The organism is Tritonibacter horizontis (assembly GCF_001518015.1).
Taxonomy (GTDB): Bacteria; Pseudomonadota; Alphaproteobacteria; order Rhodobacterales; family Rhodobacteraceae; genus Epibacterium; species Epibacterium horizontis.
Map to the genome: position 1 here is coordinate 1 of NZ_LPUY01000051.1, position 21,628 is coordinate 21,628.

Consider the following 21,628-nt stretch of genomic DNA (forward strand, 5'->3'; position numbering starts at 1 on the left):
GGCACAGGGACCACCGGGGCTGAGGCCCCTGCCCGCGCCGACCCGCCCCTGCCCGGCCCCAGCCCGGCGGATATGGCCGCCATGCAGCAAATGTCGCCCGAAGAACGTCAACAGATGATCGAAGGCATGGTCTCCGGTCTGGCAGATCGCCTGGCGACCGAGGGCGGCAGCCCGCCGGAATGGGCGCGGCTTATTACTGCGCTTGGTGTGTTGGGACGGGTCGAACAGGCCCGCGCCATCCACGCTGAGGCGATGCAGCAGTTCGCAGGCGACACCACGGCGCTGGATATGCTAGACACAGCGTTCACCCGCGTAGAGGCCAATCAATGATCCATGACGACTTTTCCGATTTCGCCACCGCCCTCACCCCGATGCGGGCGCTGATCGGTCTGGACTTTGGCGAGAAAACCATCGGCGTGGCCGTGTCCGACCGGATGGCCGGGGTGGCGACACCGCTGGAAACCGTGCGGCGCAAGAAATTCACCCTCGACGCGGTCCGGCTGCAGGAGATCATCGACGGGCGCGACATTGGCGCCATCGTGCTGGGGCTGCCGCGCAATATGGACGGCTCCGAGGGGCCGCGCTGCCAATCCACCCGCGCCTTTGCCCGCAACCTGTCGCGGGTGATCTCCTTGCCGATCGGCTATTGGGATGAACGGCTGTCCACCGTCGCCGCCGAACGGGCCCTGCTGGAGGCCGATACCTCCAGACGGCGGCGCGCCGAGGTCATCGACCATGTTGCGGCCTCCTATATCCTGCAGGGGGCGCTGGATCGGTTGCGCCACATCAGCAACGCGGAGGCCCGATGACAGATCAGGTTTGGAAACGCCAAGAGGTTCAAAGCCCCTGCATCAAGCTCTGCGTCGTCCACCCGGAAACACGGCTCTGTACCGGCTGCGCCCGCTCTATCGACGAGATCGCGCGCTGGTCGCAAATGTCCGAAGGTGAACGCACCGAGATCATGGCAGAACTGCCGACCCGGTCCCCCGCCCCCAAAGGCCGCCGCGGCGGCCGCGCGGCGCGCCTGAAACGGAACTGACACGGGGACTGACGCGGGACTGAAACCGGACGGTTTGGGCCCCGGCACAGGGTCCAGCACCCCCTCCCGATCAGAGGCGTTGCCGTCAGCAGCCCAGCAGCGAACGCCGCGCTAACACATTGATAATCATGCGGAACCCATGCTGACCTATTGTTTCGCGCGCGAAACATTGGGTCAACGATGCTGACCTAACCTGGCCGTCAAATGGCGCTGTCTCAGGCCGCCTGCGCCAGAACCAGCTCCAGCGCCTCTTCGACCAGCTCCGGTCCGGCGCCTTTGCGGCTGGCCCCCTCGGACAGATGACGCCGCCACTGCCGCGCCCCCGGTCGCCCGGCAAAAAGCCCCAGCATGTGCCGTGTCGTGGAATGAAGCCGCGCGCCTTTTTGCATCTCCGCCTCGATAAACGGCAACATCTGCCGCACCACCGCCACCGGATCGGACCGCGTGCCGGTGCCGTAGATCCGCGTATCCGCCGCGCAGAGCACATCGGCCGGCTGATGATAGGCCGCGCGCCCGATCATCACCCCGTCCAGGCCCCGCGCCAGATGCGCCTCGGCCGCTTCCAGCGTCGCAATGCCGCCGTTGATCGAAAGATGCAGGTCGGGAAACTCCGCCTTCATCTGATGCACCAAGTCGTAGTCAAGCGGCGGAATATCGCGGTTTTCCTTGGGCGACAGCCCCTGCAGCCAGGCCTTGCGGGCATGGACAGTCACCCGCCGCACCCCCGCGGCGCGGATCTTGGCCAGAAAGTCCGGCAGCACCGCGCGCGGGTCCTGGTCATCGACCCCGATGCGGCATTTGACCGTCACTTCGACGCCGACCTTTGCCGCCATCGCCGCCACGCAGTCCGCCACCAGATCCGGCGATTGCATCAGCACAGCACCAAAGGCACCGGATTGAACCCGGTCACTAGGGCAGCCGCAATTGAGGTTGATCTCGTCATAGCCCGCCGCAGCCCCCAGCCGGGCCGCCTCCGCCAACTCAACAGGATCTGAGCCGCCAAGTTGCAACGCCACCGGATGCTCGCTTGGATCATGGTCCAAGAGATGCAACGCCCCGCCCCGCACCAGCGCCGGCGCCGTCACCATTTCCGTATACAGCAGCACCTCGCGCGACAGCATTCGATGCAGGACCCGACACTCACGGGTGGTCCAGTCCATCATCGGGGCCACCGACAGGCGGGCGGCAGGCCAGACATCTGTTTTTGTTTGGTTTTCGTCGACCATCAGCGGCGTTCCTCGGCCCTTGGCTGGGCGCGTTCCGATATTCCTTTTGCGCGTTTGTCCCATGGTCCGTCCCGGCGCCGGATATCCCGGCCCGGCTCAGACCCGTGACTCTTGCGCGGGGGCGAAGGCCTGTTTGGCACAAAATGCCCGGCTTCAAAAGGGGGCAGAGCGCGGCCAGGCCCCGGCCGACAGCCGATGTTAAACTTCCCGATGACAGGGATCGTTCACTTTACTCGTTAAACGCGCATGATTTCCTGCATGGCTTTACCGCAAGTTAACAGGTCGGTCTGTTTTATGGCCATAGATGCTCTGCAGACGTGTCGAAAACCAATAAAATAGGGTTCAATCGTGCCATCTCCTTCCGGTCAGCATGGAAAAATCACCACGCTTCACATTGTCATTGTCGCCTTGTCGCTGACGATGACTCTGGGGGCCTGGCTCTATTCCAAACATCAACTTGACGAGCAGATCGAAAATCGCTTCGTGGCTGACAAGAACCGGACCATTGGATTGATCGCTGACCGCATGTCCCGATATGAAGATGCCCTTTGGTCCGGGGTCGCGCATGTCGCCGCACGCCAGGAGGACACAACGCTTGAGGATTGGCGGCTGTTCTCCGACACGCTGAACCTTGAGGAAAAATATCCCGGCGTGAACGGGATTGGCGTCATTCACTATGTCGAACGGGAGGATCTGCCGGAGTTTATGGCGCTGCGGGCGGCGGAACCGCGCGAATTTTCAATTTTTCCAGACCACGAGCATCCATTCCTGCTGCCCATCACCTTTATCGAGCCAGTATCGATGAACGGCGCCGCGGTCGGGCTTGACGTGGCGCATGAAACAAACCGGCGCACCGCGCTGTTGGCCAGCCGCGACACCGGTCAGGCGCGGATTACCGGACCAATCGTGCTGGTGCAGGACAGCGGGCGGACAGCCGGGTTCCTGTTTTACGCCCCCTTCTACACAGGCTCGGAACCGACAACCCTGGAGGACCGGCGCGCGCAATTCGCAGGCGTGGTCTATGCGCCCTTTATCGTGCGCAGGCTGGTGGAAGGTTTGCTCGCAAAGGATCTGAGGAACGTCCATTTCAGCATCCGTGACGAGGCTGAGGTCATCTATAACGAGCACAATCCCGATGATGCGCTGTATGACGCGGACCCGATGTTTCAGGAGACAGTCGAACTCGACATGTATGGCCGCGTCTGGACCGTGGACATCCGGACAAATCTCGCCTTTCGGGCCGCAAACGGCTCCGAGCAGCCCACGCTGATCCTTGCCGGCGGTCTGGTCATCGAAACCCTGGTCATCCTGATGCTCGCGATGTTGGCAAAATCCACCCGCTTTGCCCATGACTACGCCCATCGCCTGACCCGCGAACTCCGGGAAAAGACCGAGAAACTCGAACATGCGAATGCCGAGATCGAGCAATTCGTCTATATTGCCTCGCACGACCTGAAAACGCCGGTACGCGGGATCGGCTTCCTGACCGATGTCATCGAAGAGGACCTGACCGAGTTGATTGGCCCCCTGGACAAACACAGCGGCCTCAAGAGCCAATTTGACATGATCCGGCAAAGGCTGAACCGGATGAACGACCTGACCCAGGGCATCATGGAGTATTCGCGCGTCGGTCACCTTGGCTCTGTCACCCAGACACAGGTCCCGCTTGAGGCCTTGTTGAAGGATTGCGTGTCAGACTTCAACCTCGACCCGGCTCAGGTGCAGCTGACGTCCGATGTCGACGCGATCACCTGTGATGCGCAAAGCTTCCGGCGGGTTCTGGAAAATCTGCTCAGCAACGCGATCCGATATCACCCGGATCCGGACGCCGCCCAGGTGACCGTCACAATCCACGACGAGCTTGATCAGCTGAGGGTCTCCGTGCGAGATAATGGCAAGGGCATTTCGCCGGAACATCATGAAAAGATCTTTGAGGTTTTCCAAACCTTGCGCCGCAGTACAGATCCCGAGAGCACCGGCATCGGATTGTCGATCGTGCGGCGCGCAGTTCAAAGACACGGGTTTGAGATCAAGGTGATTTCTTCAGAAGGAAACGGGACCGAGTTTGTCTTCCAGTGGCCCAAGGAACATGGACAATCTGAACACCAGACAGAGAAGGCGGCCTGATATGCGACGTCACATGAATATTCTTTTGGTCGAAGACGACGATCTGGACGCGACAATGATCAAGCGGGCGCTCAAGAAAGTCGCCCCGGGCACGGTTCTGACCCGTGCAACCGATGGCATCGAGGCAATGGAGATGATTTCATCCGGTGCCATCGCCAGCCCGTTCTTCGTGCTGCTCGACATCAATATGCCCCGCATGAATGGCCATGAGTTCCTGCGGGAGCTGCGGGGCAACAGCAACGCAAGCGACAATATGGTCTTTATGTTTACAACCTCCGACAGCGAGAAAGACATCTCCAGGGCCTATGGCGAGCGGGTGAACGGATACATTGTCAAACCGCAATCCGCCGACAGCATGAACGAGATCATCGAAACGCTTCAGGGATATTGGACCGCTTGCGAACCTCCGTTGGATCTGGCGTGACCAGACAGGTTGCACTGCCACCGCCCCCACACACTGTGCCCGTCACACGGGGCCGATAACGCCGGGCCAGAACCAGTGGGACCGTCACACTGGGCACGTCACATTGGCTCGACAACCTTGCACCGACAACGCCGCGGCATCGCGACCCTGCGCGACCAGCAGGCTGTCGTCTCAGCGGGTTACAGATGCGCCCGGCCGGGACAAGAGAGCGCAGGCGTTGGTGCGCGGCGACTGTTGCGCGCCAGGGTCAGGTGCAGCGCCAGGGTTAGGTGCAGCGTCAGGGACAGGGACAGGGACCTCCAATCCTCTTGGTCAACCCGACAGCCAAGGCCACAGCCCCCCATTGAACCACCCCTGCAAGGACAGGAACCGGCCCGGATCGTCCGGGCGCAACTGCGTTGGAATTTAGTCAAATCCAGTTCAGAATTCGGCCTGAGTGGAACGGCATCCCGCCCTGCCTTGCGGGGATTTTAACGCCCATCCGATAGCTGTGTCCGACCAACGACTTGGTACGTATGGGCCTGCGTCCGGCGTCAGCGCAGACCCGGCCGCGTTCCAGCGCCGCAAGGCCAAAAAAACGTTCTGCGCCACAGTGTATGGTAGCCATCGTGACCACCTATACGATCACCTCGAGCAATTTCAATGATCCCACCTTCTGGTCCGGGGTCTCTGAATCGGGTCCGGGTCATACGCTGGACTTCACGTCGCTGCCGTCGAACTTCACCGTGATCGTGAATGAATCCGATGGCTACATCTGGATCACCAACGGCAGCACCGCCTACAGCATTGGTGAATCCGGCGTCTCCGGCACCAATACAAATCTCGACCCAAGCACCCAGCTGTCGTTTTTCACCGTGCAATCCGGCAGCGCGGGCGACGACTACCTGGAAAGCGGTGCGGAAGATGACACCCTTTCCGGCGGCGATGGCGACGATACGATCATCACCGGCGATGGCGACAACGTCGTCTATGGCGGCGAAGGCGACGATTTCATCGACGATCTGGAGGGCAGCGAATACTCCGGAAACAACACCATTGATGCCGGTGCCGGCGACGACACGGTCTATTCAGGGGCCGGTAACAGCTCGGTCAAGGGTGGCGACGGGCACGACAGCATCATGCTGGAAAGCGGCAACAACTATGGTGAAGGTGGCGCCGGCAACGACTATATCAGCGCCCGGGGCGGGTCGGATACCATCTTTGGCGGCAGCGGGTCGGACACGATTGTCGCGGGCGGTGGCGATGACAGTATGGAGGGCGGCGACGACGCCGATCTCTTCGTCGTCTATGACGGGCACGGCAATGACACGATCATCGGCGGCGAGGGCGGCACGGACGCTGACACCATCGACATGTCCAACATGTCCTCGGCGGTCACCGTGGTCTATACCGGCGATGAGGGCGGCACGATCTCGGACAATGGCGAGACGATCACCTTTTCCGAGATCGAGGCGCTGGAAACCGGATCCGGCGCCGACAGTATTGATGCCAGCGCGGACAGCGCGGGGGCTGACCTCAACGCCGGGGCCGGCAGCGACACCGTCATCGGGGGCAGCGGCGATGATACGATTGCCGGTGGCGCAGGCGACGACAGCATCACCGGCGGCGATGGTGACGATCTCTTTGTGCTGGAAACCAGCGGTGGCCGCGACACGATCACCGATTTCGACACCAGCGACGACGACAGCAACGGGTTCTTCAACGACCAGCTGGATGTGTCCGACCTGGCGGGCGGATCCGGCCCCGGCGGGGCTGTCACTGTCGGCGACGTGGTGGTGACCGACGACGGGTTCGGCAATGCGATCCTGACCTTCCCCGGCGGCGAGGAACTGGTGCTGACTGGGGTGGGCACGGCGCAGATCAGCTCCTACCCTCAGCTTTATTCGGCCGGCATCCCGTGTTTCACCCCCGGCGCGATGATCCAGACCGCAACCGGGCCACGCCCTGTGGAGACGATCCGCCCCGGCACCCGGCTTCAGACGGTGGACAATGGGCTGCAGGAGGTGATCTGGGTGGGGCGGCGTCATCTGACGGCCGCCGAATTGCAGCGGATGCCGCAACGACGCCCGATCCTCATCCCGGCCGGCCCCGTTTTTGGCAATACCCGGCCCCTGCAAGTGTCGCCGCAGCACCGGCTGGTCCTGCGACACCAACGCGCGGGCATGGCAGCGGCGGCGGTGGGCGGCTTTCTGCGCGCGAAACTGGCACTCGACCTTGCCGGCAGCGGCGCGCGGGTCGACGTCGCGACCTCCTCGATCACCTATCTGCATCTGATGACCGAAGACCATCAGGTGATCCTTGCCGATGGCTGCGCGACAGAGACCTTCTGGCCCGGCCCCGAGGCGCTGCGCAGCCTGTCTGTCCAGAGCCTGCGGGAAGTGTTCAGCCTGTTTCCGGGCCTGTCGGCAGCATTTGCCGGTCACGGAGCGACAGGGAGAGCCTCAACCGACGCGGCCTATGGCGGTCTGGCGCGCCCCGACCTGCGCCGCCGCGATCTGCCGCTCCTGCAGCCCGCCGCTGCGACCAAAGCGCGCCGGCGCGCGCAAATCGCTTAGCACCACGGCGGATTTTGCGGTAGTCTGGACCCCAGAGGAGTCCATCATGCCCCACTACCCGACCGACATGCGCAAACACCCCGAGGTCGAGGCCTTTTTCGACCCGGCCACCCACACCATCAGCTATATCGTCTGGGACCGTGCCACGCGGGATGCGGCCGTGATCGACAGCGTGATGGACATCGACTATGCCGCCGGCCGGATCACCCATGCCCACGCGGACCGCATGATTGAGCGGATCGAGGCGCTCGATCTGAGGCTGACCTGGATCATCGAAACCCATGTGCATGCCGACCACCTGAGCGCCGCCCCCTATTTGCAACAGCGGTTGGGCGGGCAGACCGGTATTGGTGCGCGGATCATGGAAGTGCAGGAAACCTTTGGCAAAGTCTTTAATGAAGGCACCGAATTCCAGCGCGACGGCAGCCAGTTTGACCGGCTGTTTGAGGATGGCGACCGCTGGTCACTGGGCGAGATCGACTGTTTTGCAATCGCCACGCCGGGGCACACACCGGCCTGCATGGTGCATGTGATCGGCGATGCGGCCTTTGTCGGCGATACGCTGTTCATGCCGGATGGCGGATCTGCGCGGGCTGATTTTCCCGGCGGCGATGCCGGTGAGCTTTATGACTCGATCCAGAAACTGCTGAGCCTGCCGGAGGAGATGCGCCTGTTCATGTGCCACGACTACGGCCCCGGTGGCCGCGACATCCGCTGGGAAACCACCGTCGGCGAGGAAAAAGCGCAGAACATTCATGTGGGCGGCGGCAAGAGCCGTGAGGATTTCATCCGGTTCCGCACCGAACGCGACGCGCAACTGGCGGTGCCAAAGCTGATCATCCCCTCGCTGCAGGTCAACATGCGGGCCGGTGAAGTGCCCACCGACCCGGCGGGGAACCCGGTTCTCAAGGTGCCTGTCAACGGGCTGTGACGGTCGGGCGCGGGCGCCGCCGCTGCCGCCTTTACTCTATGTTATTGGATTATGGGTATAAACCCTGTGGATACGACCTCACGCGGGCCCGGACCATGCGGCGCGCCCTTGGATCTTTGCACAGGCATGTCACTTTTCTCCATCCTACCAGCGACCAGACGCGCGTTGGCCCATGGGGCAATGGACAAGGGGGGCGGAGCGTCTCACAAATCGGGGTGTGACGACACGGGCGTGCCCTGTTTCACCCCAGGCATCCGCATCGCGACCCAAAAAGGGGCGGTCCGGGTCGAGGATCTGCGCCCCGGCGATCTGCTGCAAACGGCGGACAACGGTTATCAGCCGGTGGTCTGGGTCGGACGGCGCGACCTCAGCGGGGCAGAGCTGGCACGGCTGCCGGACCTGCGCCCAGTCAAGATCCGCCCCGGCAGCCCCCTTGGCAATGACCGCCCGCTGCTGGTGTCGCCCCAACACCGGCTGTTTGTGCGCAAATCCCTGTTGGGCGATCTTGCCTCGCAACATGAACGGTTTTTGCGCGCACGCCTGCTGTGTCAGCTGTCGCCGAACCTGGCCCGGATCCAGTCCCCCGAACAGGGCGTCAGCTACCTGCATGTCCTCACCCCCCGCCACGAGGTGATCTTTGCCGATGGGATCGCCACCGAAACCCTCTGGCCGGGGCCGATGGCGCTGCGCGGGCTGTCGCCAAAAGATCGGGCCGAACTGTTCACCCTGTTTCCCGAATTGCGCAGCGTGCTGGCCGCCCGCACCCGGGATGACCGGGACGAGGTGCACCGGGCCTATGGCGGTCTGGCGCGTCCGGATCTGTCCGGCAGCGATCTGCGCGCCCTGAGTTTTTGAGCGATTCAACCGTAAAATCCAGCCGCCACGTCGCATCCCACACCCCGCCAGAGGATTAGAAGGAATAGAAATTTACAAACTTGCCAGATGCTGCGGAAAAAGATTTACAATTAAATCCATCCATTCCCGCGCCTTATTCACATATTTTCAACATAGCCTATGATCCAACCCAGGATGGAGAGGGTTTGACTCTGCGCGGGGTTCCGTGTGGAGATCAAAACCGAAAGAATTAGTGAGGGAGGACCTGCCATGACCACGCCCGAAAGCGCGGTGTATCCGCCGTCCGAGGAAATCGTGAAGAACGCCCACGTGGATGCGGCAAAATACGAGGCCCTATATGCGGCGTCGCTTGAAAACCCTGACGCCTTTTGGGCGGATCAGGCGGAACGCATCACCTGGATCAAGCCGTTCACCAAGGTCAAGAATGTCTCCTATGACTATGGCAATGTGGACATTAAATGGTTTGAAAACGGCACGCTGAACGTCAGCGCCAACTGTATCGACCGCCATCTGGCCAGCCGTGGCGCACAGACCGCGATCATCTGGGAACCGGACGATCCAAATGAATCCGCGCAGCATATCACCTATACGGAGCTGCACCAGAAGACCTGCCAGATGGCCAATATCCTGACCGACCTTGGCGTGACCAAAGGCGACCGGGTGGTGATCTACCTGCCGATGATCCCCGAGGCCGCCTATGCGATGCTGGCCTGCGCCCGGATCGGCGCCATCCATTCCATCGTGTTCGCCGGCTTCAGCCCGGACGCCCTGGCCGCGCGGATCAACGGCTGTGACGCCAAGGTGGTGATCACTGCGGATGAGGCCCCCCGGGGCGGCCGCAAGACGGCGCTGAAATCCAATGCCGACGCCGCCCTGCTGCACACCAAGGACACGGTGAAATGTCTGGTTGTCAAACGCACCGGTGGTCAGACCACCTGGGTGGACGGGCGCGACTACGACTACAACGCCCTGGCGCAGGATGCCGCCGGCCATTTCAAGCCGGTCGAGGTCAATGCCGAAGATCCGCTGTTCATCCTCTATACCTCCGGCTCCACCGGTCAGCCGAAGGGGGTGGTGCATACCACCGGCGGCTATCTGGTCTATGCGGCGCTGACCCATGAGGTCACGTTTGACTACCATGACGGCGATATCTACTGGTGCACGGCGGATGTGGGCTGGGTCACCGGGCACAGCTATATTGTCTATGGCCCGCTGGCCAATGGCGCCACCACGCTGATGTTCGAAGGCGTGCCCACCTACCCCGATGCGGGCCGGTTCTGGGCGGTCTGCGAGAAACACAAGGTGAACCAGTTCTACACCGCGCCCACCGCGATCCGGGCGCTGATGGGTCAGGGCACCGATTTCGTCACCAAATACGACCTGTCGGACCTGAAACTGCTGGGCACCGTCGGCGAGCCGATCAACCCGGAAGCCTGGAACTGGTACAACGATGTGGTCGGCAAGGGCAAATGCCCGATCGTCGACACCTGGTGGCAGACCGAAACCGGCGGTCACCTGATGACCCCCCTGCCCGGTGCCCATGCGACCAAACCCGGCGCCGCGATGAAACCCTTTTTCGGGATCGAACCGGTGGTTCTGGACCCCACCAGCGGGGTCGAGATCGAGGGCAATGGCGTCGAAGGCGTGCTGTGCATCAAATCCAGCTGGCCTGGTCAGATGCGCACCGTCTGGGGCGATCACGAGCGGTTCGAGAAGACCTATTTCTCCGACTACAAGGGCTATTACTTCACCGGCGACGGCTGTCGGCGCGATGAGGGCGGCGACTATTGGATCACCGGCCGGGTGGACGATGTGATCAATGTCTCCGGTCACCGGATGGGCACCGCCGAGGTGGAAAGCGCCCTGGTGGCCCATGCCGCCGTGGCCGAGGCCGCCGTGGTTGGCTACCCGCATGACATCAAGGGACAGGGCATCTATTGCTATGTCACGCTGATGAACGACCGGGAGCCTTCGGACGAGCTGATGAAGGAGCTGCGCCAATGGGTGCGCACCGAGATCGGACCCATTGCCAGCCCGGATGTGATCCAATGGGCGCCGGGCTTGCCCAAGACCCGCTCGGGCAAGATCATGCGCCGGATCCTGCGCAAGATTGCCGAAAACGACTTTGGCGCCCTGGGCGATACATCGACGCTGGCCGATCCATCGGTGGTGGATGATCTGATCAAGAACCGTGCCGCGAAAGGGTGAGCCGATATGACTGTTGACGTAATGACCCGCCCTGCGGTGTTGATCCTGCTTGGCCCCCCCGGGGCCGGCAAAGGCACCCAGGCCCGCATGCTGCAGGAAAAATTCGGGCTGGTGCAGCTGTCCACCGGCGACCTGCTGCGCGCTGCGGTTGCGGCGGGCACCCCTGCGGGCAACCAGGCCAAGGCGGTGATGGATGCCGGCGGGCTGGTGTCGGACGAGATCGTCATTGCCATCCTGAACGAACGCATGAGCCAGGAGGATTGCCGCAACGGGGTCATCCTCGACGGTTTTCCGCGCACCACGGTACAGGCCAAGGCGCTGGATGAGCTTCTGACCTCGACCGGACAACGGATCAATGCGGCGATCAGCCTGCGGGTGGACGACAGCGCCATGGTCGATCGCATCTCGGGCCGATCCACCTGTGCCCACTGCGGTGAGGGGTATCACGACACGTTCAAACCGGCCAAGGACGGCGCCGCCTGCCACAAATGCGGCAGCACCGAGCTGACCCGGCGTGCAGACGACCGGGCCGAAACCGTGGCGAGCCGGCTTGAGGCCTATCACGCGCAGACCGCGCCGCTGATCTCCTACTACGAGGCCAGCGGCGTGCTGAAATCAGTCGACGCCATGGCCGATATCGACAAGGTCGCCGGAGAAATGGCGACGGTGGTGAAATCCGTGCTCGACTGACGGTGCGACCGTAGATTTGACATCCAATGGACCTCGGGCGACCGGGGTCCTTTTTGATTTCTTTGAAATCTTGTGCGAGGGATTGAAATCCCCCTCCGGATCTGCGCAGAGGCGCGGCAAGGCAACGAACGACAGGGTTTCCCCAAGATGACGCAGACCAGCTTTGTTCCCGGTCCCGACAGCGAGGCGGATCTGCGCAGCGCGCTGGGGTGTTTTGCAACCGGTGTGGTCGTGGTCACGACCCAAACCGCGCGTGGGCCGCTTGCGATCACCGCCAACAGCTTTACCTCCGTGTCCCTGTCGCCGCCGCTGGTGCTCTGGTGTCCGGCGGTGCAGTCGCAGCGCCACGACCCGTTTGTCACAGCCTCCCATTTCTCGATCCATGTAATGGGCGAGCGCGACCGCGACGTTGCCTTGCATTTCGCCCGCGACGGCGAGGCCTTTGATGCCCATGCCTGGCGCCACACCGCCGAAGGCCAGCCTGCGCTGGAGCAGGCGCTTGTGCGGCTCGATTGTGTGCGCCATGCACAATATCCCGGTGGCGACCACACCATTCTGGTGGGCCAGGTCGAACGGGTCAGCCAGCGTGCCGACTTGGGGGCCGGCCTGGTGTTTCACATGGGCAAATTCGGACGCTACTCTGATTGACCCACTGCCGTGCTGCGTCCCTGCCCTGTGGCGTGCTGGGTCACGGTGCAGCCCGAGTCAGGACCTAGACCTCCGGGTGCGCGCAGCGCTCAGGCCGGACGCTGCAAGGCCATCTGCGGCTGAAGCGACAACAGAGCCTCCGGACAGGCGGCGACGCACATGCCACAGCCCGAACACAGCCTGTCGTTGATCTCCAGCGTGGCGCCGCCGTCCCCCAACCGGATTGCCCCCGCCGGACAGGCCCAGCTGCACTGGCCGCAAAGCGTACAGCCAGGTGCCACAGAGACGCATCCCCCCGCAACCGACCCGGGCTGTGGCTGATGCTCTGGCCATGGGTCTCGCCGTGGGTTTCGCCGTGGTTCTGACCGTGGTTTTGCCCCCTGGGCAGACGTGCCGCGCTCTGACCCGCCGGATGCACGCGCGGCGCCATCGCCGCCACCTTCTGCAAGCATTGCGCCCAGCGACGCGCCGGAGTGGAACAAGGCAATCGCCCCGCCCTGTCCGGCACAGGCCGTCACCTGCGCCACGAGGCGCATCTGATGCTCAATCAACTGAATATCCGGGGTCAGTTCGACAAACACCCGCTGGAACCCATGCCCAAGCGCAAACAGGATGTCATCGCGGCTCAGGCAGGCGCGATTGCAGGCTCTCAGGTTGGCCACCATATAGGAACCGACTGCCACCAACGGGGCCGGATATGGAACAGACAGATTGTAGTAGAGAACCAGCACCTGGGGCCCGGAGCCCGCGAATTTGCGCCGCAGGCGCGCTTCGAGGCAGGCACGTTCAAGGAGTGTGGAGCGGCGCTCCTGCTGGGTTTGCGCCGCTCCACAGAAACACAAGGTACTCGTTAACTGGGACATTCGATCCCTCGTCAGAACGTGGGAAACATCCCATCACCTCTACGATCAAGGCGGCAATATCTTAATAGAAGGTTACTTTTCTCCAGAATTAACGGAGCCCACCCGCGCTGGCGGATGGGCTCTTGCAACAGGTCGGCGGCGGGAACGCGCTTAGGCGTTCGGCGCTCCACGCGGGGCCGACAGGGGTCAGTTCAACGCTGCATCGGTGATCGCATGGGTCCAGGCACCCTCGGGCGTCTTGGTGATCACCGGGTCCGACCCACCGGTCAGCAGGGTGTCAACCGTGCGCTGGTAATCGGCCGGGTCAAGCGCGCCATTGCTGCCCGATGTCAGTTTGGCGATCTCGCCCATCATCCGCTTCTGATGGGTTTCGGTCTGGGCACCGGAGGCATCGTTGTCGAGCACGATTTCCGCGGCTTCGTCCGGGTTTTCCTCGGCGTATTTCCAACCCTTCATCGAGGCGCGCACAAAGCGTTCCATCTTGTTGACAAACTCCGGATCGGAGAGGTTTTCCTCGATCACATAAAGCCCGTCTTCCAGCGTCGCGACGCCCTGGTCCTCGTATTTGAAGGTCACCAGCTCGTCCTCGGTGACGCCGGCATCAATGACCTGCCAATATTCGTTGTAGGTCATGGTGGAGATGCAATCCGCCTGACGCTGCAGCAGCGGGTCAACGTTGAAGCCCTGTTTCAGAACCTCAACACCTTCGGCCCCCTTGCCCTCGGTCGAAATCCCCAGCTTGCCCATCCAGCTCATGAAGGGGAATTCGTTGCCAAAGAACCAGACCCCCAGCGTGCGGTCCGCGAGGTCGCTTGGTTCGGCAATGCCGGTGTCTTTCCAGCAGGTCAGCATCATGCCGGAGGATTTGAAGGGCTGGGCGATATTGACCAGCGGCAGGCCCTTTTCGCGCGCGGCCAGGGCCGCTGGCATCCATTCGACGGTGACATCGGCGCCACCGCCTGCAATCACCTGTGTCGGCGCAATGTCCGGCCCGCCGGGCAGGATGGTCACATCCAGGTCTTCGTCGCTGTAGAACCCTTTGTCGAGCGCCACATAGTAGCCTGCGAACTGCGCTTGGGTGACCCATTTCAACTGCAGTTTGACCTCATCGGCGGCCTGAGCGGCAGAGGCGGTCATCAGTGCCATGGCGGCGGCTGTGAGCACGTGTTTCATTTCGTTGAACTCCCTGTTGGTTATAGTGAAATCATGCGCGAGACCGGTCGACCGTTCAAAGTGTTTATTGTTGTCCAAACGGTAAAATTTCAGACTTGCGCAAGCTTTGGGCGTCGGCGCGCGCGGGGGATCTCCCTCTTGTTCACGCCCGGACCCAAATCTCGGGCCGGTCCCCGCCAGCGGGCGGGAACCGGATCGTTCATCCCCGCTGGGAGGGATGCCAGAAGGTCAGCGACGCCTCCATCAGCGCAATCAACCCGTAAAACAGCGACCCGGCGAGCGCGGCCACGACGATTTCCGCCCAAACCATGTCCAGCGCCAGCTGGCCGACAGAGGTCGAAATCCGAAATCCCATGCCAACCGTGGGCGAGCCAAAGAACTCCGCCACGATCGCCCCCACCAGCGCCAATGTGGTCGAGATCTTCAACCCGTTGAAGATGAAAGGCAATGCGGCGGGCAGGCGCAGTTTCAGCAGGGCCTGCCAATAGGAAGCGGCGTAGGTATGCATCAGGTCCCGCTGCATCTCGGTGGCTTCGCGCAGGCCGGCCACCGTGTTCACCAGCATTGGAAAGAACACCATGACCACAACCACGGCCGCCTTGGAGTGCCAGTCGAACCCGAACCACATCACCAGAATGGGTGCGGTGCCGACAATCGGCAGCGCCGCCACGAAATTGCCAACCGGCAACAGCCCGCGGCGCAGGAAATCACTGCGATCCACCAGAATGGCGATCAGAACCGCCGCGCAGCAGCCGATCAGATAGCCCCCCAGCGCGCCCTTCAGGATCGTCTGACTGAAGTCCTGCCACAGGATCGGCAGACTGCCGGCAAACCGCGCTGCAATCAGCGATGGCGCGGGCAGAATCACCATCGGAACCTGAAGCCCCCGCACCAGAAGCTCCCACATCAAGAGCAGCGTCAGACCAAAGATCGCAGGCACCGCAAGCCCGACCGCGCGGCTGTGCGCGTGCTGTCCGTTCGCCAGTCGTGCGTTGACCCACCAGCCCGCAGCCCACACCAGAAGCGCCAGTACAACCAGAGCCATCATACCGCCCTCCCCTTCATCGTCTCAGCCCGGAAAATCCGGCCAAGCTGCTGCTGCACGGCAGCGGCCGTTTTGACACTGCGCCTCATGTCCTGACCCCCATGCGGCGCAACAGCAGCCGTTCGATCAGCCCCAGCAGCGCCACCAGAAGCCCCGCCAGAATGGCCGCGCCAAAGAGCGCCGACCAGATCTGTACCGTCTGTCCATAGTAACTGCCCGCCAGCAGCCGCGCCCCCAATCCGGCCACCGCCCCGGTGGGCAATTCGCCAACAATGGCCCCCACCAGCGACGCCGCAATGCCGATTTTCAGCGAGGCAAAGAGATAGGGCATCGACGAGGGCAGCCGCAATTTCCAGAACACCTGCCCGCCGGTGGCGCCATAGGTGCGCATCAGGTCAAGCTGCATGTGATCCGGGCTGCGCAGCCCCTTGACCATGCCGACCACCACCGGAAAGAAACTGAGATAGGCAGCAATGATCGCCTTGGGTAAAAGTCCTTGCACCCCAATGGAGTACAGCACGACGATGATCATCGGCGCCAGCGCGATGATGGGGATGGTCTGGCTGACGATGGCCCAAGGCATCACCGACATGTCCATCACGCGCGAATGCACGATGCCAACCGCCAGCAGGATCCCCAATCCGGTGCCAAGCGCAAAGCCAAAAAGCGTCGCCGACAGCGTTACTTGCGCGTGGTAGATCAGGCTGCGCTTGGAGGTGATCTTTTTCTCCACCGTGGTCTGCCACAGCTCCACCGCCACCTGATGCGGTGCCGGAAGCCGGGGCCGGTCCACCGACCAGGTGCTGGAAATCGCAAAGCTGTTGTTTGCGACCAGCCCCAGGGCCGAGGCATCGCGCCGCTCCCTGGCGGTGGCGGGCACAACCTCGGTGCCTGCCCGCTCGGCGGCGTCCAGCACGCCCTTGATGTTCATCGGCACGCAAGCAAGATACCAGATCCCGATGATCCCGGCGACGACCGTCAGGACGGCAAGCACGGATTTCATGGTGCCACCTCCCGCATCAGAAAATCAGTCATCGCCATGCCCCGCACGCAGGCCTTCGCGGACGCGATGGGCGATTTCGATGAACTCCGGCGTGTCGCGGATATCGAGCGGGCGCTCTTTCGGCAGCGGGCTTTCGATCACCTCGTGGATGCGGCCCGGACGGGGCGACATCACCACGATCTTAGTCGAAAGATACACAGCCTCGGGAATCGAATGGGTGACAAAACCAATGGTCTTGTCAGTGCGCGCCCACAACTTCAGCAGCTGTTCATTGAGGTGATCCCGCACGATCTCATCGAGCGCCCCGAAGGGTTCGTCCATCAACAGCAGATCCGCATCAAAGGCCAGCGCGCGGGCAATCGAGGCCCGCTGCTGCATGCCGCCCGACAGCTGCCAGGGAAATTTGCCGCCAAAGCCCGAAAGCTCCACCAGCTCCAGCACCTCGGCCACGCGACGGTCCTGTTCGGCACGGGAAAACCCCATGATTTCAAGCGGTAGCTTGATGTTCTTCGCAATGGTCCGCCAGGGGTACAGCCCGGCCGCCTGGAACACATAGCCATAGGCCCGGTTCAGACGCGCCTGTTCCGGCGTCATTCCATTGACCGCGAGGCTGCCACCTGTCGGCGTTTCCAGCGCCGCGATGCAGCGCAAAAACGTGGTCTTGCCGCAGCCCGACGGGCCGATAAAGGAGACGAACTCTCCCTTGTTGATGTTCAGATTGATGTCTTTCAGGGCCTGCACCGAGGTGTCGCCCGCCCCGAAAACCAGATTGAGGTCTCGGGCTTCGATGACGGGTTGGACCTGGGTGGAGTCGTTGGCGCTGTCTACCTGGGGGTTCATTTGCATATTCATTTCATTACCTTGGTCAGACGAACAGGGGGCCATGCCCCCTGCCTACGATGCGCCTAGACGCCCGTCGCGGGAATGCCGCTGCGCTCGACCGGGCGCGGGGCGGTCAGCTCCTTCCAGGTCGACAGGGCCTTGTTCACCGTGGTGTTGGGCGCGCGTTCCACGAACTTGCCATGGCCCTCCTGGGTCTTGATCTCGCCGTCCATCACCGCCACCTGCCCCCGGCTCAGCGTATAGCGCGGCAGGCCTTTGACCGCCTTGCCCTCAAAGACGTTGTAGTCAATCGCCGATTGCTGCGAGGCAGCCGAAATGGTCTTGGTCTTGGCCGGATCCCAAACCACCAGATCCGCATCGGCCCCGACCAGAACCGCGCCCTTTTTCGGATAGCAGTTCAGGATCTTGGCGATATTGGTCGAGGTCACAGCGACAAATTCGTTCGGCGTCAACCGACCGGTTTCCACCCCATGGGTCCAGAGCATCGGCATCCGGTCCTCCAACCCGCCGGTGCCATTGGGGATCTTGGTGAAATCCCCCACGCCATAACGCTTCTGCTCGGTCGAAAAGGCACAGTGATCCGTCGCCACCACCGACAGGGAGCCGGACTGCAACCCGGCCCAAAGGCTGTCTTGATGTTTCTGGTTACGGAAGGGCGGCGACATCACCCGGCGCGCCGCATGGTCCCAATCGGCGTTGAAATATTCGCTCTCATCCAGGGTCAGGTGCTGGATCAGCGGCTCGCCCCAGACCCGTTTGCCCTGCATCCGCGCCCGGCGGATGGCCTCATGGCTCTCCTCACAGGAGGTATGCACGACATACAGCGGCACCCCTGCCATATCGGCGATCATGATGGCGCGGTTGGTGGCTTCCCCCTCCACCTGTGGCGGGCGGGAATAGGCATGCGCCTCGGGGCCCGTATTGCCCTCCGCCAGCAATTTCGCGCTCAGCTCTGCCACCACATCACCATTCTCCGCATGCACCATGGCAATGCCGCCCAGTTCCGACAGCCGCTGGAACGAGGCATACATCTCGTCATCATTGACCATCAGCGCGCCCTTATAGGCCATGAAATGCTTGAAGGTGTTGATGCCGCGGGTCTCGATCACGGTCTTCATCTCGTCAAAGACCTGCTCCCCCCACCAGGTCACCGCCATATGAAAGGAATAATCACAATTGGCCCGGGTGGACTTGTTGTCCCAGCGTTTCAACGCATCCAGCAGGCTCTCACCGGGACTTGGCAGGGCGAAATCCACCACCATGGTGGTGCCCCCCGCCAGCGCCGCCCGCGTGCCGCTTTCAAAATCATCCGAGGAATAGGTCCCCATAAATGGCATCTCAAGATGGGTATGCGGGTCAATCCCGCCCGGCATCACGTAACATCCGGTGGCGTCCAGCACCTCGTCCCCCTTCAGATCGGGTCCGATTTCGGTGATCACCCCGCCCTCGACCAGCACATCCGCCTTATAAGTCAGATCCGCCGTCACAATGGTGCCGTTCTTGATTACTGTGGTCATCTTGTATCTCCCTGTCCGGGCACAGCTCTGTCCTGCGCCTCCGTGTCAGCTCCCCGGGCTTCATCTTTTTCCAAATACCTCGGGGGTGGCGCGCAAGGCGCGCCGGGGGCAGCGCCCCCTCTTTCAGACCTTCACTCGACGATTTGCGCCGTTTCCAGAACCGCATGCAACATCACATCCGTGCCCGCCGCAGCCCACTCCTTGGAAATCTCTTCCGCCTCGTTGTGGCTCAGCCCGTCAACGCAGGGGCACATGATCATCGCCGTCGGCGCCAGATCATTGATCCAGCAGGCATCATGGCCGGCGCCAGACACGATATCCATATGGCTGTAACCCAGACGCTCCGCCGCATCCCGCACCGCAGACACGCACCCCGGATCAAAGGTGACGGGATCGAAATGCCCCACCGGCTCGATCTCCAGCCCCAACCCCAGCTCTTTGGCGATCTCGCCCGCCTGCGCCTCGAATTGCGTCCGCATCGCAGTCAGTTTCTCCAGATCCGGCGTGCGGAAATCAACGGTGAAGACCACCTTGCCGGGGATCACATTGCGCGAGTTGGGATAAACATCGCAATGGCCCACAGCCCCCACCGCATGGGGCTGATGGGCCATGGCAATCTGATGCGCCGCCTCCGTCATCCGCGCCATGCCCAGCCCGGCATTGACCCGCATGTTCATCGGTGTCGATCCGGTATGGGCGTCTTTCCCGGTCACCGTACATTGCAACCACCACAGCCCCTGACCGTGGGTGACAACGCCAATGTCCTTCTTTTCGGCTTCCAGAATCGGGCCCTGTTCGATGTGCAATTCAAACATCGCATGCATCTTGCGGGCCCCGACTTCCTCGTCACCGACCCAGCCGATCCGCTTCAGCTCATCGCCAAAGGTCTTGCCCTCCGCGTCTTCACGGCCATAGGCCCAATCCTGCGTATGCTTGCCCGCGAACACCCCGGAGGCCAGCATGGCCGGGGCAAACCGGGTGCCTTCCTCGTTGGTCCAATTGGTCACCACAATCGGGTGTTTTGTCTTGATATCCATGTCGTTGAGGGTGCGGATCACTTCCAGACCGCCCAACACCCCAAGCACCCCATCGTATTTGCCGCCCGTCGGCTGGGTGTCCAGATGCGACCCCATATAGACCGGCAAGGCCTCCGGGTCGCTCCCGGCGCGGGTGGCAAACATATTGCCCATGGTATCAAGCCCCATGGTCAGCCCGGCCGCCTCGCACCAGCTCTGAAACAGCGCCCGGCCCGCGGCATCCTCGTCGGTCAGCGTCTGGCGGTTGTTGCCCCCCGCGACACCGGGGCCGATCTTGGCCATCTCCATCAGGCTGCCCCACAAACGGTCACCATCAATCTTCAAATTCTGTCCGAGCGTCGTCATTTCTCGCGTCCTTCCCTGTCGTCTGCCCCATCCTCATATGCGGGATGTGTTGTAGCGGCCGGTGTGGCCTTGGGTCAGTGGCTGTTGCGTCGGCCTGTCGGTGAACCAGACGTCTTCACGCCCGCCCCGCGATCCCGGATCCGGGATACCGCCGACATTTGACCAACTGGTCAAACTCACGCTATCACCAGATCAGAATCAGTCAAGAAATTGCGCGCCGCCGGATCCGTTTTAAGGCCGAGTTGCTGGACAACTGAGCGAATTCCGCGCGAGCATGCAACTGACACCCAGCAAAGAAGAGACACGGCACCCCATGCCCAAAGACCGCAGCCCGACCCGGATCCAGAAACGCAACCGCGCCAACATCCTCGAAGCCGCGCTGGAGGTCTTCTCGCAGAATGGATTTCGCGGCGCAACGGTGGACCAGGTGGCGACGGCGGCGGGCCTGTCAAAACCCAATCTCCTGTATTACTTCCCCTCCAAAGAAGCGATCTTCACCGCCCTGCTGTCCGAACTTCTGGACACCTGGCTCGACCCACTGCGCGAGATCGACCCGACGGGTGATCCGATGGAGGAAATCCTGGCTTATGTGCAGCGCAAACTGCAGATGAGCCAGGATATGCCGCGTGAAAGCCGCCTGTTCGCCAATGAAATCGTGCAGGGTGCGCCGCGCATGATCGACACGCTTTCGACGGATCTGCGCGCCCTGGTGGATGACACAGAGACCGTGTTTCTCGGCTGGATGGACGCGGGCCGGATCGCACGGGTCCATCCCCGCCATTTACTGTTCTCCATCTGGTCGCTGACCCAGCACTATGCCGATTTCGAGGTCCAGGTGCGCACCCTGATGACCCCCGAAGACCCGTTCGACGGCGCGGCCGTGTTTCTGGAAACCCTGTATCGGCGAATGCTTGCACCGCAAAGCTGATGTTGATTGCCGCCCTGTCGGCCGCAATCCCCCGCCGGATTCTGGCGGGTTTCGGAGCAGGTGCAATCAAATCTCGATCAGCGATCAAACCGCGGTCGAACGAACTTCAAACCGGCGTGGATCAAACTCCAGCTACCGCAAACGCCGCGCGCCGCGCATCAGCGCGGCGCC

General features: G+C 62.3%; 19 protein-coding genes and 1 pseudogene. 12 read left to right on the forward strand and 8 right to left on the reverse strand.

Annotated features, from left to right (window positions below; genetic code table 11):
* The 3 genes and pseudogenes from TRIHO_RS08145 to TRIHO_RS08155 form a co-directional block, all read left to right on the forward strand.
* Positions 1-330: pseudogene (locus tag TRIHO_RS08145) on the forward strand (c-type cytochrome biogenesis protein CcmI); the annotation flags it as partial.
* Entirely contained in the window at positions 327-809 is a 483-nt protein-coding gene (gene ruvX / locus TRIHO_RS08150; RefSeq protein WP_068241896.1) for a Holliday junction resolvase RuvX, read from the forward strand. The pseudogene TRIHO_RS08145 and the gene ruvX, both read left to right, overlap by 4 nt.
* The gene (locus TRIHO_RS08155) at positions 806-1,039 is read left to right on the forward strand and encodes a DUF1289 domain-containing protein (protein ID WP_068241898.1); all 234 of its coding nucleotides are present in this window, start codon (positions 806-808) and stop codon (positions 1,037-1,039) included. Before ruvX ends, TRIHO_RS08155 begins: the two co-directional genes overlap by 4 nt.
* 215 nt (positions 1,040-1,254) lie before the next feature.
* On the opposite strand, the gene dusA is transcribed toward TRIHO_RS08155, so the two are convergent.
* Complete coding sequence (gene dusA, locus TRIHO_RS08160) at positions 1,255-2,265, reverse strand: tRNA dihydrouridine(20/20a) synthase DusA (protein WP_068241900.1); 1,011 nt, start codon at positions 2,263-2,265, stop codon at positions 1,255-1,257.
* Positions 2,266-2,613: 348 nt separating this feature from the next.
* On the opposite strand from dusA, the gene TRIHO_RS08165 reads away from it, so the two are divergent.
* From TRIHO_RS08165 to TRIHO_RS08200, 8 genes are all read left to right on the forward strand, one after another.
* On the forward strand, positions 2,614-4,392 hold the full coding sequence (locus tag TRIHO_RS08165) for a CHASE domain-containing protein (protein ID WP_068241902.1): 1,779 nt from the start codon (positions 2,614-2,616) through the stop codon (positions 4,390-4,392).
* A 13-nt stretch (positions 4,393-4,405) separates the two neighbouring features.
* A complete protein-coding gene (locus tag TRIHO_RS08170; protein WP_232367737.1) occupies positions 4,406-4,816 on the forward strand; it encodes a response regulator in 411 nt (136 codons plus the stop codon).
* 608 nt (positions 4,817-5,424) lie between these two features.
* Positions 5,425-7,371, forward strand: coding sequence for a Hint domain-containing protein (locus TRIHO_RS08175; protein ID WP_082705070.1), 1,947 nt, complete (start codon positions 5,425-5,427; stop codon positions 7,369-7,371).
* 46 nt (positions 7,372-7,417) lie between these two features.
* Complete coding sequence (locus TRIHO_RS08180; RefSeq protein ID WP_082705071.1) at positions 7,418-8,302, forward strand: MBL fold metallo-hydrolase; 885 nt, start codon at positions 7,418-7,420, stop codon at positions 8,300-8,302.
* A 126-nt stretch (positions 8,303-8,428) separates the two neighbouring features.
* Entirely contained in the window at positions 8,429-9,157 is a 729-nt protein-coding gene (locus TRIHO_RS08185; protein ID WP_232367738.1) for a Hint domain-containing protein, read from the forward strand.
* A gap of 249 nt (positions 9,158-9,406) precedes the next feature.
* The gene (gene acs, locus TRIHO_RS08190) at positions 9,407-11,365 is read left to right on the forward strand and encodes an acetate--CoA ligase (protein ID WP_068241909.1); all 1,959 of its coding nucleotides are present in this window, start codon (positions 9,407-9,409) and stop codon (positions 11,363-11,365) included.
* Between the two features lie 6 nt (positions 11,366-11,371).
* Positions 11,372-12,055, forward strand: coding sequence for an adenylate kinase (locus TRIHO_RS08195; RefSeq protein ID WP_068241911.1), 684 nt, complete (start codon positions 11,372-11,374; stop codon positions 12,053-12,055).
* Between the two features lie 147 nt (positions 12,056-12,202).
* Positions 12,203-12,703 carry a flavin reductase family protein gene (locus TRIHO_RS08200; protein WP_068241925.1) on the forward strand — a complete coding sequence of 167 codons (501 nt, stop codon included), beginning with the start codon at positions 12,203-12,205 and terminating at the stop codon, positions 12,701-12,703.
* 89 nt (positions 12,704-12,792) lie between these two features.
* On the opposite strand, the gene TRIHO_RS24295 is transcribed toward TRIHO_RS08200, so the two are convergent.
* The 7 genes from TRIHO_RS24295 to TRIHO_RS08235 form a co-directional block, all read right to left on the reverse strand.
* Positions 12,793-13,566 carry a 4Fe-4S dicluster domain-containing protein gene (locus TRIHO_RS24295; protein WP_082705068.1) on the reverse strand — a complete coding sequence of 258 codons (774 nt, stop codon included), beginning with the start codon at positions 13,564-13,566 and terminating at the stop codon, positions 12,793-12,795.
* A gap of 186 nt (positions 13,567-13,752) precedes the next feature.
* On the reverse strand, positions 13,753-14,739 hold the full coding sequence (locus TRIHO_RS08210) for an ABC transporter substrate-binding protein (RefSeq protein ID WP_068241927.1): 987 nt from the start codon (positions 14,737-14,739) through the stop codon (positions 13,753-13,755).
* A 199-nt stretch (positions 14,740-14,938) separates the two neighbouring features.
* Positions 14,939-15,784, reverse strand: coding sequence for an ABC transporter permease (locus TRIHO_RS08215; RefSeq protein WP_068241930.1), 846 nt, complete (start codon positions 15,782-15,784; stop codon positions 14,939-14,941).
* A gap of 85 nt (positions 15,785-15,869) precedes the next feature.
* The gene (locus TRIHO_RS08220) at positions 15,870-16,787 is read right to left on the reverse strand and encodes an ABC transporter permease (RefSeq protein WP_068241915.1); all 918 of its coding nucleotides are present in this window, start codon (positions 16,785-16,787) and stop codon (positions 15,870-15,872) included.
* Positions 16,788-16,811: 24 nt separating this feature from the next.
* Positions 16,812-17,627, reverse strand: coding sequence for an ABC transporter ATP-binding protein (locus tag TRIHO_RS08225; protein ID WP_232367739.1), 816 nt, complete (start codon positions 17,625-17,627; stop codon positions 16,812-16,814).
* 65 nt (positions 17,628-17,692) lie between these two features.
* Positions 17,693-19,147, reverse strand: a complete 1,455-nt coding sequence (gene hydA, locus TRIHO_RS08230) for a dihydropyrimidinase (protein ID WP_068241919.1) — start codon at positions 19,145-19,147, stop codon at positions 17,693-17,695.
* Positions 19,148-19,278: 131 nt separating this feature from the next.
* Complete coding sequence (locus tag TRIHO_RS08235) at positions 19,279-20,529, reverse strand: Zn-dependent hydrolase (RefSeq protein WP_068241921.1); 1,251 nt, start codon at positions 20,527-20,529, stop codon at positions 19,279-19,281.
* A gap of 313 nt (positions 20,530-20,842) precedes the next feature.
* Between TRIHO_RS08235 and TRIHO_RS08240 the strand changes: the two genes are divergently transcribed.
* On the forward strand, positions 20,843-21,457 hold the full coding sequence (locus TRIHO_RS08240; RefSeq protein ID WP_068241932.1) for a TetR family transcriptional regulator C-terminal domain-containing protein: 615 nt from the start codon (positions 20,843-20,845) through the stop codon (positions 21,455-21,457).
* The last annotated feature ends 171 nt before the right edge of the window (positions 21,458-21,628 follow it).